This is a genomic window from uncultured Prevotella sp., from assembly GCF_946407605.1.
Classification (GTDB): Bacteria; Bacteroidota; Bacteroidia; order Bacteroidales; family Bacteroidaceae; genus Prevotella.
The window spans coordinates 13,594-30,920 of the sequence record NZ_CAMJOS010000030.1; the positions used below are offsets into that span (position 1 = coordinate 13,594).

Consider the following 17,327-nt stretch of genomic DNA (forward strand, 5'->3'; position numbering starts at 1 on the left):
AGAATAATCAAAAAACAAGAACATAAAAAACAAAAATTAAAATGGCAGCAATTGGAAAAATCAGAAGCTGGGGACCAGGCCTTGTCGCAATATTGGGCTTGGGTCTCGTAGGCTTTATTGCACAAGATGGCTTTAGCACTTGTAAGGGTCATGCCCAGATGGATAGCAATACCGCAGGTATGATCGACGGAGAGAAAGTTGACTATCAGGATTATCAGACACTTGTTGGTGAATATCAGGAGTTCCTGAAACTGCAGGGTCGTGATAACCTCAACGAAGAGCAGGTAAATAGTCTGCGTGACTATATCTGGGACGAGTATGTCAACAATGCTATCTACGAGAAAGAAGCTAAGGCTCTCGGTATTACCGTTACTGAAGAGGAAATTGTCAACGTGCTGAAGGATGGTACTCATCCCGCTATCAGCCAGACTCCTCTGCTCTCAGACTTCGTGAACCCTCAGACTGGTGTCTTCGATGCTAGTCAGGTGGCTGCGTCTCGTGAGTATCTGAAGCAGCAGGCTCAGACCAACGCACAGGCTGCTGAGCAGCTGGCTCTCTTCGAGCGCTGCTGGCCCCGTGCTGAGAAGATGCTGGCAAAGAAACTGCTGGAGGTGAAGTATCAGACTCTGCTCGCAGGATGTATGCTGTCGAACAGCGTTTCTGCAAAAGCCGCTTTCGACAATCAGAATGTTGAGAGCCAGGCTGTCGTTGCTTCTCTGGCATATAGCAGCATTAACGACAATGACATCGAGGTGAGCGATGCTGACCTGAAGGCCAAGTACGAGGAGCTGAAAGAGCGCTTCAAGACTAAGGAAGAGACTCGCGACGTGAAGTATGTAGTTGCTCAGGTTACTCCTTCTAAGCAGGACCGTGATAATCTGATGGCTATCATGTCTGAGGCTTCTAAGAACCTGAAGGGCGACAGCATCTCTGCCAGCGAGGTTATCCGTGTGTCTCAGTCGCAGGTTTCTTATCTGGGTCTTCCTGTTTCTCGCGATGCTCTTCCCACCGACTTGGCTGACAGCATCACAAAGATGGCTGTAGGTCAGGTGACCGATCCTTTCCAGAGCCGCGATAACACCCTCAATGTGGTGAAGCTTATTTCTAAGGATAATGTGGCAGACTCTATCGAGTATCGCCTGATTTCACTCATCGGCATGCAGCCTGCAGCTGCTGCAGCTACTGCTGACAGCATCATGCAGTCGTTGAAGAGTGGTCTGCCTTTCGACTCTATTGCTAAGAAGTACAACCAGCGTGGTGAGAAGACTTGGATTTCTTCTAAGTCTTACGAAGGTGCCAATATGATGGCTGCCGACGATAAGGAAGTTTATCGTGCTCTGCTCAACCAGCCTGTTGGTGAGGTGAAGAACCTCACGCTGACTCAGGGTAATATGATTGTCGAGGTTACTGGCCGTAAGGGTAGCGTTGAGAAGTATGATGTGGCTATCGTGAAGCGTGTCATCGATTTCTCTAACGAGACTTATAACGATGCTTACAACAAGTTCAGCCAGTTTGTTAGCGAGAGCCGGGATATCGAAGGCCTGCAGGCTAAGTGCGCTGAATTTGGCTATATGGTACTCGACACCAAGGTGGCAAACACCAGTCATACCATCGCCAACATCCGTTCTTCTCACGATGCTCTGAAATGGCTGTTCACCGATGCTGAGGAGGGACATATCTCTAAGGTTTACGACCGCTGTGGCGATAACGACCGTCTGCTGGTAGTTGGTCTTAGCAAGATTAATCCTAAGGGCTATGCCTCACAGGAGTCTGTGTCAGAGACCTTGAAGCAGGAGGTGATTCGCGATAAGAAGTTCGCTAAGCTTGCTGAGCAGCTTGCTGGCGTGAAGAGCATTGCCGAGGCTCAGGCTAAGGGCGCTCGTGTCGACAGCGTTTCTCACATCACTTTCCGTACTCCTACCTACGTGCCTTCAATCGCTATGCCTGAGGTTGCTTTGAGCGGTGCTGTTGCTGGTGCCGACAAGGGTGCTTTCAGCAAGGGCATTGTTAAGGGTAATGCTGGTGCTTATGTGTTCCAGGTGCTCGATCGTAGCTTGCGCGAAGGCGTGAAGTTCGATGCAAAGGCTTCAGAGGCTACACTCCGTCAGCAGTCAATCCAGCAGACCGTTGGCATGGCTATGCAGGAACTGCGCGACAAGATGGAAATCAAGGATAACCGTTATATCTTCTTCTAATCGGGAAGATTGACTATACACTAAAAACGGATGTGTCTTAAAGATACATCCGTTTTTGTTTTGCTATTTCGAGTCTTTCTGAGGGCTTCATGCGGGCATACTGTCGCCATTCTGTGGCTTCGTTGTTGTCCAGGTAATGCAGGTCGTCCTGATGGTCGTAAGCCTCCATCTCGAAAGGGTTCAGCCAGTAGATGGCGTTTTTGGTCTTCCTGTTTTGTGGCAGTAGCTTGATGCTGTACCAGATATAAAGCAGATAGAACAGCAGCCAAGAGTCGTGGGTGGACTGTGCTTGGCGCAGGTGAATCATCTCGTGGTTTCTCAGCGTACTCTTTTTGTTTTCAAATTCTTTGGCATCCTCTTTGGTCGAGGCGATAACGGTGCCGAAGAATGTAAGTGCCGCATAGCCCTTGCGCAACCAGAAACTGTTGCGAACCACTGGCATGTTCTCAGTGCGGCTAGGCCTGCGTGAATGCCAGAAAATGGAGAGTATGCAGAATGGATTGTCCATAATTCTGGCTGCAAACTTAAATAAAAAAAGTGAATTAGGCAAATGGATGGCATGAAAAAATAGAATTGAATATGATGTTATCCGTTTTTTTTTGTAATTTTGCAGGCGTATTAATAACAAAGACAATGGACGACAAACAGAGGATAGAGCAACTGCGAAAGGAGTTGCATGAGCATAATTATCGTTATTATGTGTTGAACCAGCCCACGATAGGCGACCAGGAGTTCGACTTTATGATGAAGGAGCTACAGGAACTGGAAGCCCGTCATCCTGAGCTTTATGATGCCAATTCGCCTTCTCAGCGCGTAGGTAGCGATCTTCAGTCGGAGTTTCGTCAGGTGAAGCATCGCTATCCCATGCTCTCTCTGGCTAATACCTATAGCGAACAGGATGTACGCGATTGGTATGAGAGTGTTAAGAAAGGCTTGGCTGGTGAAGACTTCGAGGTGTGCTGCGAGATGAAATATGACGGCTTGAGCATCTCTCTGACCTATGTCGATGGTGCTTTGACGCAAGCGGTCACACGAGGCGATGGTGTTCAGGGCGATGATGTAACAACTAATGTCAAGACCATTCGTTCTATCCCTTTGGTTTTGCCTGGAACAGGTTATCCTCATGAGTTTGAGATTCGCGGTGAGATACTGATGCCTTGGAGTAGTTTTGAGCGCTTGAACAAAGAACGCGAGGCCGCAGAAGAACCGCTGTTTGCCAATCCTCGTAATGCTGCCAGTGGTACGCTGAAAAGTCTTGATTCGCATGTGGTAGCTCAGCGCCAGTTGGATGCTTACCTCTATTATCTCTTGGGTGAGTCGTTGCCTGCCGATGGTCACTTTGAGAACTTGGAAGCGGCTCGTTCTTGGGGCTTTAAAATATCGGAAGGAATGCGCAAGGCGCACAGCGTTGAGGAGGTTATGGATTTCATCAATTACTGGGATCAAGAACGTAAGAACCTGCCCGTTGCAACTGATGGTATCGTACTGAAAGTAAACTCGTTACGACAGCAACGCTCATTAGGATATACAGCTAAGAGTCCCCGTTGGGCCATCGCCTATAAATTCAAGGCAGAACGTGAGTGTACGCGCCTGTTGGAGGTGACTTATCAGGTGGGTCGTACTGGTGCCGTGACGCCTGTGGCCAATATGGAACCTGTGCAGTTGGCAGGCACCACCGTGAAGCGGGCCACCCTGAATAATGAGGATTTCATTCGTAGTTTCGACCTTCATATCGGCGATATGGTCTATGTTGAAAAAGGTGGTGAGATTATTCCCAAGATAGTAGGTGTGAACATCGACGAACGTCCCATCATTGCCCAGCCAGTACAGTTCATTAAGAAGTGTCCAGAGTGTGGTGCGCCTTTGGTGCGCTATGAGGGTGAGGCTGCCTGGTATTGTCCTAACGATGCTGGCTGTCCACCTCAGATAAAAGGTAGGATAGAACACTTCATTGCCCGCAAGGCTATGAATATTGATTCTTTAGGACCAGAGACGGTCGATGAGTATTATCGTCGTGGTATTGTAAAGAATGTGGCCGACCTGTATTCTATTGATGTTCAGCAGATTAATGGCGATGGCAGTCGCACAAAGTCGGCACAGAGAATAGTGAATGGCATTCAGAAATCGAAGGAGGTGCCATTCGAGCGAGTTGTCTTTGCTCTTGGTATTCGTTTTGTGGGCGAAACGACTGCCAGATTGCTGGCTCGTCATTTTAAATCCTTAGATGCGCTGATGGCTGCCGGCCTCGAGGATTTGCAGGAGGTTGAAGGCGTTGGCGAGGTGATGGCGAAGAGCATTATTGCTTATTTCCATAACGAGGAAAACCTGCGTATCGTCAATCGTCTGCGTGAGGTTGGACTGCGGATGCAACTATCTGAATCACAGACCGCTGCAACGAGTGATAAGCTTGCTGGTCAAAGCATCGTTATCAGTGGCGTCTTTACCCATCATAGCCGTGATGAATATAAGTTGATTATCGAACAGAATGGCGGCAAGAATGTGGGTTCTATCAGCGGTAAGACCTCGTTTATCCTTGCTGGCGATAATATGGGTCCATCGAAATTGGAGAAAGCCCAGAAACTGGGAATAAAAATCATGAACGAGGATGAATTCCTTGACTTAATCAAATGAAAATCATTGTATCACAAGAAATAGCATCGGTATGTCCTGAGTTTGTGGGAGCTGCCGTTGAGGCATGGGTGAAGAATAGTGCCTATAGTCAAGAATTATGGGATGAGATACATCTCTTGGAGGAGAAGTTTCGTGCATCGCTGACGACCGACTCGCTGAAAGATATGCCGAGTATTGCGGCTACTCGACGAGTTTATAAGGATTGCGGCAAGGATCCTTCGCGCTATCGTCCTGCCAGTGAGCAACTCATTCGCAGGATGCTGCAGGGTAAGGAATTGTATCAGATAGATACGCTGGTTGACTTGGTGAATCTGGCTTCTATTGCCTATGGTTACAGCATTGGTGGCTTCGATGCCGATAAGTTTGTAGGCGACACGCTGACGTTGGGTGTCGGACGTGAAGGTGAGCCTTATGAGGGTATCGGACGTGGTCCACTCAATATTGCTGGTCTTCCGGTGTATCGTGATGCTATTGGTGGTGTGGGGACGCCTACCAGTGATAATGAACGTACAAAGATGACAATGGAAACCACTCATTTGGTGGTGCTGGTCAATGGCTATGATGGTGATAGAGAGCGAGTTATGGCTAATGCTCAGTATATACAGCAGCTGGTGGAACGCTTTGCTTCAGGTACCGATTGCTCCATTACGCTTTATCCGTAATGGTTGAAAGTTTAACACCGATTAACTCATAAAGCGGTGCTTAGATTTTCTTTTTTCCAAAATAATTCGTACCTTTGCAGGCTGTAAAGAGAAAGCATTATTAAATAGGTATGGAAATTGCAAGTAAGTACGACCCAAAAGAGGTCGAAAGTAAATGGTATCAGTATTGGTTGGACAACAAATTGTTCAGTTCTAAGCCCGATGGCCGCGAACCCTACACAATTGTTATTCCACCGCCCAATGTGACGGGCGTGCTCCACATGGGACACATGCTGAACAATACAATTCAGGATATTTTAGTTCGTCGTGCCCGCATGGAAGGCAAGAATGCCTGCTGGGTACCTGGTACTGACCATGCATCTATCGCCACTGAGGCCAAGGTCGTGAAGAAACTGGCTGAGCAGGGCATTAAGAAGCGTGACCTGACGCGTGAGCAGTTCCTGGAGCACGCTTGGGACTGGACCCACGAGCATGGTGGCATTATCCTGAAGCAGTTGCGCCGCTTAGGTGCTTCTTGCGACTGGGACCGCACCGCTTTCACTATGGATGAGAAACGCTCTGAGAGCGTCATCAAGGTTTTCGTTGACCTCTATAATAAAGGACTCATTTATCGCGGTCTCCGCATGGTGAACTGGGATCCTAAGGCTCTGACCGCCCTCTCTACAGAGGAGGTGATTTACAAAGAGGAGCAGAGTCATTTGTTCCACTTGAAATACTATGTGGATGGTCTGACTTCACTTGACAACGAGGAGTCTCTGAAGGCCGAGGGCAACGTTATTCACAAGGATTCAAAAGGTTACTATGCAGTAGTTGCTACCACCCGTCCTGAGACTATCATGGGTGATACCGCTATGTGTATCAACCCCAAAGACCCCAAGAACCAGTGGCTGAAGGGTCGCAAGGTGATTGTGCCCCTGGTGAATCGCATTATTCCTGTGATTGAGGACCGCTATGTGGATATCGAGTTTGGTACTGGTTGCTTGAAGGTTACTCCTGCCCACGATACCAATGACTATATGCTGGGTAAGACCCACAACCTCGAGACCATCGATATCTTCAATCCTGATGGTACTATCAGCGAGCAGTCGCCCATCTACGTCGGTATGGACCGTATGGACTGCCGTAAGCAGATTGCCAAGGACCTGCAGGATGCTGGCCTGATGGAGAAAATTGAGGATTACGTCAATAAAGTTGGATACTCAGAGCGTAACCCCGACACCGCTATCGAACCCCGTCTCTCGCTGCAATGGTTCCTCAAAATGCAGCACTTTGCCGACATCGCCCTGCCCCCAGTGATGAACGACGAGTTGAAGTTCTATCCTGCTAAGTATAAGAATACCTATAAGAACTGGCTTGAGAATATTCAGGATTGGTGTATCAGTCGTCAGCTGTGGTGGGGACATCGCATTCCTGCCTATTACTACAACGATAACGATGATTACGTTGTAGCTGAGACAGCAGAAAAAGCTCTTGAACTGGCTCGCGAGAAGAGTGGCAATGCCAACCTGCAGGCTTCTGATCTTCGTCAGGATGAGGATGCCCTTGATACTTGGTTCAGTTCTTGGCTATGGCCTGTGTCGCTGTTCGATGGCATCAACAATCCTGGCAACGAGGAGATTAAGTATTACTATCCCACCAGCGACTTGGTGACAGGTCCTGATATCATTTTCTTCTGGGTGGCCCGCATGATTATGGCTGGTGAGGAATATATGGGCGATATGCCTTTCAGAAACGTTTACTTCACAGGTATCGTTCGTGATAAGTTGGGTCGTAAGATGTCAAAATCATTGGGTAACTCTCCTGACCCTATTGACCTCATCGAGAAGTTTGGTGCCGACGGCGTGCGTATGGGTATGATGCTCAGCGCTCCTGCAGGTAATGATATCCTCTTTGACGAGGCACTCTGCGAGCAAGGACGTAACTTCAACAATAAGATTTGGAATGCCTTCCGTCTGGTGAAGGGTTGGCAGGTTGCTGAAGAAGAGATGCCCGTGACTAATAAGTTTGCTGTTGCCTGGATGGCAGCCCGCATCAAGCAGGCTAACGAGGAACTGAAGGATCACTTCTCGAAGTATCGTATCAACGACGCTTTGATGACGGTTTATAAACTGTTCTGGGACGAGTTCTCACAGTGGTATCTCGAGATGATTAAGCCTGCTTATCAGGATGGTAAGCAGCAGCCCATTGACATACAGACCTATAAGGATACGCTTTACTTCTTTGAGTTGCTGTTGAAGATGCTGCATCCCTTCATGCCGTTTATTACTGAGGAGTTGTGGCAGGCTCTCTACGAGCGCAAGGCTGGTGAGAGTATCATGCGCGACAGCTTGGATCTTGATTCACCCATTGAAGATGAGTTGAAACTGATTAACGACATCGAGAAGGTGAAGCTGGTAGTCTCAGGTGTGCGCACCGTTCGCAGTCAGAAAAACATTGCTCCCAAGGAGCAACTCACGCTGCAGGCTGTTGGCCAAAACAAGTTCGAGGCTTATAACGCTGTCATCATGAAAATGGGTAACCTCAGTGCCATTGAAGTTGTTGAGGCTAAAGATTCTACGGCTTCAGCCTTTATGGTGGGTACTGATGAGTTTGCCGTACCCCTTGGCGATCTGATTGACGTTGCTGCCGAGATTGAGAAGATGGAGGCTCAACTGAAGCATCTCGAAGGTTTCAAGGCTGGTGTGGAGAAGAAACTCTCCAACGAGCGTTTCGTCCAGAATGCCCCAGAGGCTGTTGTTGCCTTGGAGCGTAAGAAGCTGGCCGACTCTGAAGAGAAGATTGCATCTTTGAAGGAATCGATTGCCGCCCTTAAAAAGTAAAGAGTGAAGTATGGAATGGTTTGTTAGTCTTTTCTCAAACACCAGTTCTGTCGCACATATCGCGCTGATCTATGCCATTGTGATTGCCGTAGGCGTCTATCTTGGCAAGATTAAGATTTTCGGCATCTCGCTGGGTGTCACCTTCGTGCTCTTCGCAGGTATTCTTGTAGGTCATATCTACAAGATTTACTGCCCAGAGTCGGAGTTTGCTGCTCCTGGTGCCACACTTACTTTCATTCAGGACTTCGGACTGATACTGTTCGTCTTTATGATAGGTTTGCAGGTAGGTCCAGGTTTCTTCGAGAGTTTCGGCAAGGCTGGCATCAAGTTGAATGGTTTGGCAGCTTCGGCCATTGTGCTCAACATAGTAGTGATGTTTGCCTGCTATTTCATCTTCTTCTATCAGAAGCATTCTGTCAATGACCTGCCTATGATGGTGGGTACTCTTTATGGCGCTGTGACCAATACCCCTGGTCTTGGTGCTGCCAACGAAGCCCTGAACTCTGTGTTTGGACAGAAAGGGCTGCCAGTACCTCAGATTGCGTCAGCTTATGCCTGTGCTTATCCTCTTGGTGTGCTGGGCATTATCGGTGCAACCATTCTGGTACGCTATATCTGTAGGGTTAAACTGGAGAAGGAGGAGGCTGCCTTAGAGGAAATGGCTGGTGCTAAAGCTAATCAGAAGCCTCACCATATGCATTTGGAGGTGACAAACAAATACCTGGAGGGTAAGACGCTGCTTCAGGTGCACAACTTCCTGAATCGTGATTTCGTGGTTTCGCGAATCCTGCACGATGGCCATGTAAGCATTCCCAATCGTGATACAATCTTTCATGTTGGCGACCAGATGTACATTGTATGTGCAGAAGCCGACTACGAAGCTATTGTTGCTTTCATTGGTCCGGTTATCGAGGTCAACTGGGAACAGCAGGACCAGCCACTCGTGTCGAAGCGCGTGCTGGTTACTAATCCCAAAATCAATGGTAAGTCGTTTGGCGATATGCACTTCTCCAGTGTCTATGGTGTCAACGTTACTCGTGTAACCCGTCATGGTATGGATATCTTCGCTTCACCCTCGCTGCCTTTGCAGGTAGGCGACCGTATCATGGTGGTTGGTCCTCAGGACGATGTGGACCGTGTGGCCAATATGATGGGCAACAGTATCAAGCGCCTTGATGCCCCCAACATTGCTACCATCTTTGTGGGTATCATCATTGGTATTATCTTTGGTTCGCTGCCCTTCATCCCTGGTATGCCGCTTATGAAACTGGGTATTGCCGGTGGACCGCTGATCATCGCCATCCTGATTGGCCGTTATGGCTATAAGATGAAATTGGTGACCTATACCACAACTTCAGCCAATATGATGTTGCGTGAGATTGGTTTGGTGCTGTTCCTTGCTTCAGTAGGTATTAAGGCTGGTGCCAACTTCTTCGACACGGTGATGACAGGCGATGGTGTGCTTTATGTGTTCACCGGTTTCCTGATAACCATTATACCTATTTTGATAATAGGCCCCATTGCCCGTCGTATGAAGTTCAACTACTTCACTATTGCAGGTATGTTGGCAGGTACCTATACCGATCCTCCTGCATTGGCCTATGCCAACAGCATCTGCTCGAAGGAGGCCCCTGCTGTGGGATACTCAACGGTTTATCCGTTTGCCATGTTCCTGCGCATCCTGACGGCTCAGCTCATAGTGCTGTTCTGTTGCGGGCAGTTGTTCTAACAAATAGACTTATATAATAATACATTTTTAACCAATATGACTAACTTAAGACTATTGCTCGGTACGCTGGCAGTACTTGGTTCTATGTCGGTGTTTGGACAAGGTGCCCGTAACATCGTCATCAACGAGGTGCTGACTCGCAATACGCAGAGCATTCAGGATGAGTATGGGCATCATGAGGCCTGGGTGGAGTTGGCCAACACCTCTTTCTCTACGTATAATGTGAGAGGGATGTATCTGACCACCAACCGCCAGGTGCTTGATGAGTCGCTTACGGCACCCCAACGTATCAGCCTGATGACGGTTATCCCCAATGGCGATGACCGTACTAATCTGGGAGCCAGAAAGTTCCTGCTGTTCCATTGCAACTCTGACCCTGCCTTGGGCAAGTTGTATCTCTCGCTACCTGTTGATAGCACCGGCTCTGTGTTTGTGGCGCTTTACAATGGTAATGGTGTTGAACTGATTGACTCTGTCACAGTTCCTGTGTTGGCCGACAATGAGTCTTATGCCCGTTTTGGCAACACTTGGAAGAAACTGAGTGCTGACGAGGTGACCCCTGGTCACGACAATCTGATTCAGTCGAACTCTACGGCACGTAAGATTGATCAGTTCAAGGAAAACGACCCCTACGGCTTCGCTATGGCCATCATGGCAATGGGTATCGTATTCCTGTGCTTGGCTTTGCTGTCTATCTTCTTCACTATTTTCGGTATCGTAATGCGTCATATCGACACAGCCAAGAAAGTGGCCAACACGCAGCCCATCAAGCCTATCACAAAGACGGTAGAGATGACTGCCGAGATTGGTCGAAAGACTAGCAATATCCTGCAGGAAGGTCTCGACAAGAAGGGCATCGACATGGAGGTCTATATGGCTGTCATCGGTATGGCTCTGCGTCAGTACGAGGATGATGTGCATGATGTGGAAAGTGGCATCATCACCATCAAGCCAAAGGATACAGGCTGGGACGATGAGTACAGTCAGATGACTCATCTCCACGATCCGTTCCTGCCGTCTGACCATAACGCTCCGCGTATTCCCACGACGCCCGAGCTAAGATAATCCTCAATAATCAAAACCTCAAAACCTAAAAGGAAATGAACAAGTATCAATATAAAGTTAAGGGCGTTGACTACGAAGTAGAAATCGCCGAAGTAGAAGGCAACATCGCAAAGGTAAACGTTAATGGTATTCCCTTTGAAGTAGAGCTGCAGAAGCCTATCAATGCTGCCAAGCACCCCACCATGAACAATCCCAAGGTACAGGCTCCTCAGCCTGTCGCTCAGAAACCCGCTGCCCAGCCGGCTCCTGCCGCCCAGGCAGCTGGTGCAGGCACTCCTGTTAAGGCTCCACTTCCTGGCACCATCACCGAGGTGAAGGTTCAGGTTGGTCAGCAAGTCAACGTTGGCGATACTGTGTTGGTGCTCGAGGCTATGAAGATGCAGAACAACATCGAGGCCGAGACTGCTGGTCAGGTCACATCTATCTTAGTGAAACAGGGCGAGACGGTAATGGAAGGCTCCGTCCTGCTCACCATTGGGTAATTGGATAATTGTAGTTGATAATTGAAAATTGACAATTACTATGTGGGATTTCATTATTCAGAACTTTAACGAGTTTCTCACCTATACGGGCTTTGCCAATGCCTCGGTGGGTAACTTGATTATGATTGTCGTAGGAGCGGTGTTTATCTATCTTGCCATCAAGAAAGACTTCGAGCCGCTGCTGTTGGTGCCTATAGGATTGGGTATTATCCTCGGTAACATTCCTTTCCGTGCTGATGCTGGTTTGGAGATTGGTCTTTACGAAGACAACTCTGTGCTTAATATCTTCTATCAGGGTGTACGTCAGGGCTGGTATCCGCCACTCATCTTCCTGGGTATCGGAGCCATGACAGACTTCTCGGCACTGCTGGCCAACCCCAAGTTGATGCTTATCGGTGCTGCAGCTCAGTTTGGCATCTTTGGTGCCTATATGCTGGCGCTGGCATTGGGCTTTGAGCCTAATCAGGCTGCTGGTATTGCTATCATCGGTGGTGCTGACGGTCCTACCGCCATCTTCCTGTCAAGCAAGTTGTCGCCTAACCTCATGGGAGCCATCGCCGTGTGTGCCTATAGCTATATGGCGCTAGTGCCGCTGATTCAGCCTCCTCTTATGCGTCTGCTCACCACCAAGAATGAGCGTGTCATCAAGATGAAGCCATCGCGTCAGGTCAGCCAGACCGAGCGCATTCTGTTCCCTATTATCGGATTGCTCATCACCACTTTCATCGTGCCGTCGGCGCTGCCTCTGTTGGGCATGCTGTTCTTTGGCAATCTGTTGAAGGAGAGTGGTAAGACCACCCGCTTGGCCAAGACTGCAGGTAACGCGTTGAATGATATCGTGGTTGTACTGTTAGGTCTCACCGTGGGTTGCTCTACGCAGGCTTCTGAGTTCCTGACTCTGAATACGGTGTTCATCTTTGCCATCGGCGCCTTTGCCTTTGCCATCGCTACAGCCTCGGGTGTATGCTTCGTTAAGATAATGAACCTGTTCTTGCCTAAGGATAAGAAGCTCAATCCGCTGATTGGTAATGCCGGCGTAAGTGCTGTGCCTATGGCTGCACGCATCTCTAACAACCTTGGATTGGAGTACGACCGCCATAACTTCCTGTTGATGCACGCCATGGGTCCTAACGTGGCTGGTGTCATCGGTTCGGCTGTGGCTGCTGGTGCCCTGTTGGGCTTCCTGTCGTAAGCATAATACATGTTTTTAATCGTCGGAATTATTAGAAATATGAAGAAGACGCTTTCGTTGCTCTGCTTGCTTTTCGTTTGCGTGTTGGCAGGAGCTCAAACAAAGTCTGTGTCAGTCCTGGGCGACTCGTATTCTACCTTTGAAGGAGCCATTCCCAAGGGTAATGCCATTTGGTACTTCAAAAGGAATAACCCTAATCAGACCGATGTCAATAGGGTAGAGCAGACCTGGTGGTCGCTACTCATTGCTGATAAGGGCTGGAAGTTGGAGATGAACGAATCCTATAGTGGTTCTACAATCTGCAATACGGGCTATAACAAAGACGACTATAGTGACCGCTCGTTCACTAAGCGCATGGTAAATCTGGGTAATCCGGATATTATCTTTATCTTTGGAGCTACTAACGACAGCTGGGCACACTCACCTATTGGTGAATATAAGTATGATGATATCACGACAGATGATCTCTGGTCGTTCCGTCCCGCTATGGCCAAGATGCTGGCTTGGATGAAAGAACACTATGCCCAGTCAGATATTTATTTCCTGTTGAACGATGGCCTTAGCGCTGACATCAATACATCGGTCAAGACTATCTGTGAGCATTATGGTGTGAAGTGTATTGAGCTTCAACAGATAGACAAGATGGCAGGTCATCCCTCTGTCAAAGGCATGCAGCAAATAGCCAAACAGGTGGCAGAGGCCATGTAAGTTATCATAAGAACAAAAGAAGATGGGGCCGGAGAAATACTCCGACCCCATAACTTTTTAATAATATCAGTTATTAGAAGTTGTAGTAAAGACCGAAACTCAAAGAATTGTCGAGATCCAGACCGAAGGTAGAGATAGCCTTTGCGCCATCAGCATCAGCCTTTGCTTGAGAATAGCCCAGACGACCAACGTGAGACACGAAGCTCAGCTTCTCTGTCAGATTTACAGCAACACCAGGCAGAACGGCCAGACCAAAAGCATTAGCCTTAGCACCATTATCGTCAATGTGCTCATACTCAAGTGCACCATCGGCAAATACTGTCACAGGACCGAAATTCACGAATTTATAACGGAGATAAGGCATAATTGAGAAGGTCTTCAGATCCTCATTGGGGTTCTTCAATTCCCAAGCCAGTGATGTGCTACCCTGTTTGTAACCGAGAGCAACACCAAGTGACATATTCTCATCGAGGTTGTAACCAACTTCAGGCATGAACTTGAATGCGCTGTGAGACTTGTTTGAGTCGTCGAATGATGTGAAGCCTAAGCTACCACCAACATAAACCTGAGCACTCATTGAAACTGCAACAAAAGCTGCTGCCAAAGTCATTAAAATTTTTTTCATTGTAATTTATAATTAAATGTTTAACATTTCCCGTCTCGATTCATTCTGAAACCTAGCGGGGTTCATTGATTTCGGGTGCAAAGGTATTTAAAACCTTGGATACAACAATGGTTTTCTGTCGTGTTTTTTCGTTATTTGGCCTGATACCTTGATTTATGATAAGAAAAAATGCTAAAAATGAAAATGAAGCAAAAGAAAGGAGCATCCGAAAGTCGGGTGCTCCTTATTTTATTAATTACGATCCGAAATTACTTCAGGGCCTTGTTCAGCATGTAGTACATTTCGTTGTTCTGCAACTGCTGTTTGAACTCGTAGGTCTTAGTGTCCTTATTGATCTTGACATACTCGATGCCCACCATCTCGGCGAAGTCTTCCCAGTACTCCTCGTTGATATCGTAAGAGAAGGCAGAGTGGTGAGTACCACCAGCCAGGATCCATGCGGCAGCACCGATCTCGAATGTAGGCTGAGGAATCCACAGGGCAGAAGCTACGGGCAACTTAGGCATGGGCTTGGGCTCGATGCACTCCACTTCCTGAGAGATGAGGCGGAAGCGGTTGCCAAGGTCAACAACAGTAGCCTTGATACCACGACCTGTCTTCGAGGTGAAGACGAGGCGGGCGGTCTGCTGCTTGCGGATGCCGATGCCAAGGAAGTGAACCTCGAGCTTGGGCTTGTCGGTAGCAATCAGCGGACAAATCTCGAGCATGTGGCTCTGCAGGCAAGACGACTGTGTACCAGCGAAGTTCAGCGTATAGTCCTCGAGGAACGAGCATCCGATAGGCATACCCTGCTGGATAACCCATAGTGTGCGATAGAGGCAGGCGGTCTTCCAGTCGCCCTCGGCGCCGAAGCCGTAACCCTCTTCCATCAGACGCTGTGAAGCCAGACCAGGAATCTGGTCGAAACCACAGAAGTCGGGTGCATCGATGTCAGCATCGCCCAGGTCGTCAAAGTTTGTGGTGAAGGCAGTAGCGCCCTCATCCTTCAGTACGCGGCGCAGGGCAATCTCGGCCTTGGCAGCGTTCTTCACCTTCTCCCAGTAAACCTGTTCGCCGCTCTCGTCAATCTTGATGGTGTAAAGCTTCTTATACTCCTCAACCAAAGCGTCTGCCTCAGCGTCGGTGACCTTCTTGAAGTAGTCCATCAGAGATGATACGGGGTAGTAATCTACATGATAGCCGAGGCGCTGTTCGAACTCCACACGGTCGCCATCAGTTACAGCCACATTGTTCATGTTCATACCGAACATCAGACAGCGAACGTTCTTAGCGTCGGCCACGCCAGCAGCCACACGAGCCCAAACGGCAATCTTCTTCTGAGCCTCCTGATCCTTCCAGTAGCCGCAAACAACCTTGCGAGCTACGCGCATACGAGTGCAGATGTGTCCGAACTCGATGTCGCCATGGGCACTCTGGTTCAGGTTCATGAAGTCCATATCGATGGTGTCCCAGGGAATCTCAGCGTTATACTGTGTATGGAAGTGGAGTAGGGGCTTCTGCAGTTTCTGCAGACCCTTGATCCACATCTTAGCAGGCGAGAAGGTGTGCATCCAGGTAATGATACCCACGCACTTCTCATCGCTGTTGGCAGCCAGCATCACCTGTTCTACTTCCTTCGAGCTGTTGGCAGTACCTTTATATACAATCTTCACGGGGATGTTACCGCTCTTGTTCAGACCGTCAACCATCTCCTTAGAGTGACTATCAACGGCAACAACGGCGTCGCCTCCGTACAGAAGCTGTGCACCTGTTACCCACCAAATTTCTAAATTCTCAAATGCTTTCATAATTGTGTATTTATTTTAGCGATTAGTATTAGTGCTTCTGGCCTTTCTGACCATAGTAAGCGTTTGGACCATGCTTACGCATATAGTGCTTCTCGATGAGGAGCGGGTTCATCGTCAGGTTGGGATTGACGCTGAAGGCCACAAAGGCCATCTTGGCGCATTGCTCCATCACCTTGGCGTTGTACACAGCGTTGTCAGGAGACGTTCCCCATGAGAATGGACCATGGTTCTTCACCAGCACAGCGGGAGTATGGTCAGGATTGATCTTGCGGATGTTCAGGATCTCGTCAACGATGACGTTACCCGTTTCCAGCTCGTACTGACCCTTTACCTCGGCCTCGGTCATATCGCGGGTGCAAGGAATATCCTTATAGAAATAGTCGGCATGAGTGGTGCCGATGTTGGGGATGTCCTTGCCAGCCTGAGCGAATGCGGTGGCATAGGTAGAGTGGGTATGAACCACGCCCTGGATGTTGGGGAAGGCCTTATATAATACAAGGTGTGTGGGTGTGTCGCTCGATGGGTTCAGGTCGCCCTCTACCACCTTACCGCTTTCCAGATCCACCACAACCATGTCTTCGGCTTTCATCTCGTCGTAACTCACGCCTGAAGGCTTGATGACGACGAGTCCCTTCTCACGGTCGATACCAGAGACGTTACCCCATGTAAAGATGACCAGCCCCTGCTTCACAAGGTCCAGATTGGCCTTGAATACTTTTTGTTTCAGTTCTTCCAACATAGTGATTATAGTTTAAAGTTAGAGTCTTCATTATATGCCTTCGTATTGAAGCGATAGAGAGCCGCTCCGCGCTTCGACGATTTCTTGTCGATGAGGTTGGTCTTCTCGATGAAGTCCATCTCCTTGATGCGCTTGCGGAAGTTACGTTTGTCAACCTCCTCGCCGATAACGGCTTCATAGAGGCGCTGCAGCTGGGTTAAGGTGAATAGCGACGGCAAGAGACGGAAGCTGATGGGTGCAGTCTTGATTTTCTGGCGCATGATGCGCAGAGCCTGCTCAATCATCAGGTTGTGGTCGGAGTAGAGTGTTGGAATCTTGTTGATGTCTATCCATTCTACGCCATGTTCCACGCGCAGCTTCTCGTCGTAGTCCTTGACGTTGATGAGAGCGTAGTAAGCAATCGAGATGACGCGTTCGCCAGGATCGCGGTCAATGCTTCCAAAAGCTCCCACCTGTCGCATATACAGGTTGTTAAGTCCAGTGAGCTTCTTCAGTGTGCGCTGAGCAGCCTCGTCGATGTTCTCGTCGGCAGAGACGAAGCCTCCGTAGAGGCTCCACTCTCCGCGTCCGGGATCCATCTGGCGTCGGCCGATGAGCACCTTCAGTTTTCCTTCATCGAAACCGAAGATGATGACGTCGACCGACACCCAGACTTTCGAATATTCTTTATAGTATGTCATCTGCTTCTAACGG

The 17,327-nt window shown here is 48.7% G+C and carries 14 protein-coding genes; 9 read left to right on the top strand and 5 right to left on the bottom strand.

From position 1 onward, the window contains the following. The first annotated feature begins 41 nt into the window (after positions 1–41). Complete coding sequence (locus tag Q0R57_RS11570; RefSeq protein WP_294747738.1) at positions 42–2,195, top strand: peptidylprolyl isomerase; 2,154 nt, start codon at positions 42–44, stop codon at positions 2,193–2,195. Positions 2,196–2,232: 37 nt separating this feature from the next. Here Q0R57_RS11570 and Q0R57_RS11575 read toward each other — a convergent pair whose 3' ends face one another. Next, on the bottom strand, positions 2,233–2,703 hold the full coding sequence (locus Q0R57_RS11575) for a hypothetical protein (protein WP_294747741.1): 471 nt from the start codon (positions 2,701–2,703) through the stop codon (positions 2,233–2,235). Positions 2,704–2,828: 125 nt separating this feature from the next. Here Q0R57_RS11575 and ligA point away from each other — a divergent pair, with 125 nt between their 5' ends. The 8 genes from ligA to Q0R57_RS11615 all read left to right on the top strand — a co-directional run bounded on the left by ligA (position 2,829) and on the right by Q0R57_RS11615 (position 13,483). Further along, the gene (gene ligA, locus Q0R57_RS11580) at positions 2,829–4,826 is read left to right on the top strand and encodes an NAD-dependent DNA ligase LigA (RefSeq protein ID WP_294747744.1); all 1,998 of its coding nucleotides are present in this window, start codon (positions 2,829–2,831) and stop codon (positions 4,824–4,826) included. Then, positions 4,823–5,488, top strand: a complete 666-nt coding sequence (locus Q0R57_RS11585) for a phenylalanine--tRNA ligase beta subunit-related protein (protein WP_294747748.1) — start codon at positions 4,823–4,825, stop codon at positions 5,486–5,488. The genes ligA and Q0R57_RS11585 overlap by 4 nt, the downstream gene beginning before the upstream one ends. Positions 5,489–5,598: 110 nt before the next feature. Continuing rightward, positions 5,599–8,307 (top strand): valine--tRNA ligase, encoded by a 2,709-nt coding sequence (locus Q0R57_RS11590; protein WP_294747750.1) that lies wholly within the window; start codon positions 5,599–5,601, stop codon positions 8,305–8,307. 10 nt (positions 8,308–8,317) lie between these two features. After that, on the top strand, positions 8,318–10,036 hold the full coding sequence (locus Q0R57_RS11595) for a putative transporter (protein ID WP_294747753.1): 1,719 nt from the start codon (positions 8,318–8,320) through the stop codon (positions 10,034–10,036). 36 nt (positions 10,037–10,072) lie between these two features. Continuing rightward, positions 10,073–11,101: an OadG family transporter subunit gene (locus Q0R57_RS11600; RefSeq protein ID WP_294747755.1), complete on the top strand. Its 1,029-nt coding sequence runs from the start codon at positions 10,073–10,075 to the stop codon at positions 11,099–11,101. A 35-nt stretch (positions 11,102–11,136) separates the two neighbouring features. Then, a complete protein-coding gene (locus tag Q0R57_RS11605) occupies positions 11,137–11,583 on the top strand; it encodes a biotin/lipoyl-containing protein (RefSeq protein WP_294747758.1) in 447 nt (148 codons plus the stop codon). 40 nt (positions 11,584–11,623) lie between these two features. Beyond that, positions 11,624–12,775, top strand: coding sequence for a sodium ion-translocating decarboxylase subunit beta (locus Q0R57_RS11610; protein ID WP_294747761.1), 1,152 nt, complete (start codon positions 11,624–11,626; stop codon positions 12,773–12,775). 39 nt (positions 12,776–12,814) lie between these two features. After that, positions 12,815–13,483: an SGNH/GDSL hydrolase family protein gene (locus Q0R57_RS11615; RefSeq protein WP_294747763.1), complete on the top strand. Its 669-nt coding sequence runs from the start codon at positions 12,815–12,817 to the stop codon at positions 13,481–13,483. 73 nt (positions 13,484–13,556) lie between these two features. Here the strand turns inward: Q0R57_RS11615 and Q0R57_RS11620 are convergent, their stop codons facing one another. From Q0R57_RS11620 to Q0R57_RS11635, 4 genes are all read right to left on the bottom strand, one after another. Beyond that, positions 13,557–14,108 (bottom strand): outer membrane beta-barrel protein, encoded by a 552-nt coding sequence (locus Q0R57_RS11620; RefSeq protein ID WP_294747766.1) that lies wholly within the window; start codon positions 14,106–14,108, stop codon positions 13,557–13,559. Positions 14,109–14,356: 248 nt separating this feature from the next. Then, entirely contained in the window at positions 14,357–15,895 is a 1,539-nt protein-coding gene (araA, locus tag Q0R57_RS11625) for an L-arabinose isomerase (protein ID WP_294747770.1), read from the bottom strand. Positions 15,896–15,923: 28 nt separating this feature from the next. After that, the gene (locus Q0R57_RS11630; protein WP_294747773.1) at positions 15,924–16,634 is read right to left on the bottom strand and encodes an L-ribulose-5-phosphate 4-epimerase; all 711 of its coding nucleotides are present in this window, start codon (positions 16,632–16,634) and stop codon (positions 15,924–15,926) included. 5 nt (positions 16,635–16,639) lie between these two features. Further along, on the bottom strand, positions 16,640–17,314 hold the full coding sequence (locus Q0R57_RS11635; protein ID WP_294747777.1) for an NUDIX domain-containing protein: 675 nt from the start codon (positions 17,312–17,314) through the stop codon (positions 16,640–16,642). Between the last annotated feature and the right edge of the window lie 13 nt (positions 17,315–17,327).

Bases quoted from the DNA above. Each gene is read 5' to 3' on its own strand.
- Q0R57_RS11570 (WP_294747738.1), top strand. From the start codon at position 42: ATGGCAGCAATTGGAAAAATCAGAAGCTGGGGACCAGGCCTTGTCGCA.
- Q0R57_RS11575 (WP_294747741.1), bottom strand. From the start codon at position 2,703: ATGGACAATCCATTCTGCATACTCTCCATTTTCTGGCATTCACGCAGG.
- ligA (WP_294747744.1), top strand. From the start codon at position 2,829: ATGGACGACAAACAGAGGATAGAGCAACTGCGAAAGGAGTTGCATGAG.
- Q0R57_RS11585 (WP_294747748.1), top strand. From the start codon at position 4,823: ATGAAAATCATTGTATCACAAGAAATAGCATCGGTATGTCCTGAGTTT.
- Q0R57_RS11590 (WP_294747750.1), top strand. From the start codon at position 5,599: ATGGAAATTGCAAGTAAGTACGACCCAAAAGAGGTCGAAAGTAAATGG.
- Q0R57_RS11595 (WP_294747753.1), top strand. From the start codon at position 8,318: ATGGAATGGTTTGTTAGTCTTTTCTCAAACACCAGTTCTGTCGCACAT.
- Q0R57_RS11600 (WP_294747755.1), top strand. From the start codon at position 10,073: ATGACTAACTTAAGACTATTGCTCGGTACGCTGGCAGTACTTGGTTCT.
- Q0R57_RS11605 (WP_294747758.1), top strand. From the start codon at position 11,137: ATGAACAAGTATCAATATAAAGTTAAGGGCGTTGACTACGAAGTAGAA.
- Q0R57_RS11610 (WP_294747761.1), top strand. From the start codon at position 11,624: ATGTGGGATTTCATTATTCAGAACTTTAACGAGTTTCTCACCTATACG.
- Q0R57_RS11615 (WP_294747763.1), top strand. From the start codon at position 12,815: ATGAAGAAGACGCTTTCGTTGCTCTGCTTGCTTTTCGTTTGCGTGTTG.
- Q0R57_RS11620 (WP_294747766.1), bottom strand. From the start codon at position 14,108: ATGAAAAAAATTTTAATGACTTTGGCAGCAGCTTTTGTTGCAGTTTCA.
- araA (WP_294747770.1), bottom strand. From the start codon at position 15,895: ATGAAAGCATTTGAGAATTTAGAAATTTGGTGGGTAACAGGTGCACAG.
- Q0R57_RS11630 (WP_294747773.1), bottom strand. From the start codon at position 16,634: ATGTTGGAAGAACTGAAACAAAAAGTATTCAAGGCCAATCTGGACCTT.
- Q0R57_RS11635 (WP_294747777.1), bottom strand. From the start codon at position 17,314: ATGACATACTATAAAGAATATTCGAAAGTCTGGGTGTCGGTCGACGTC.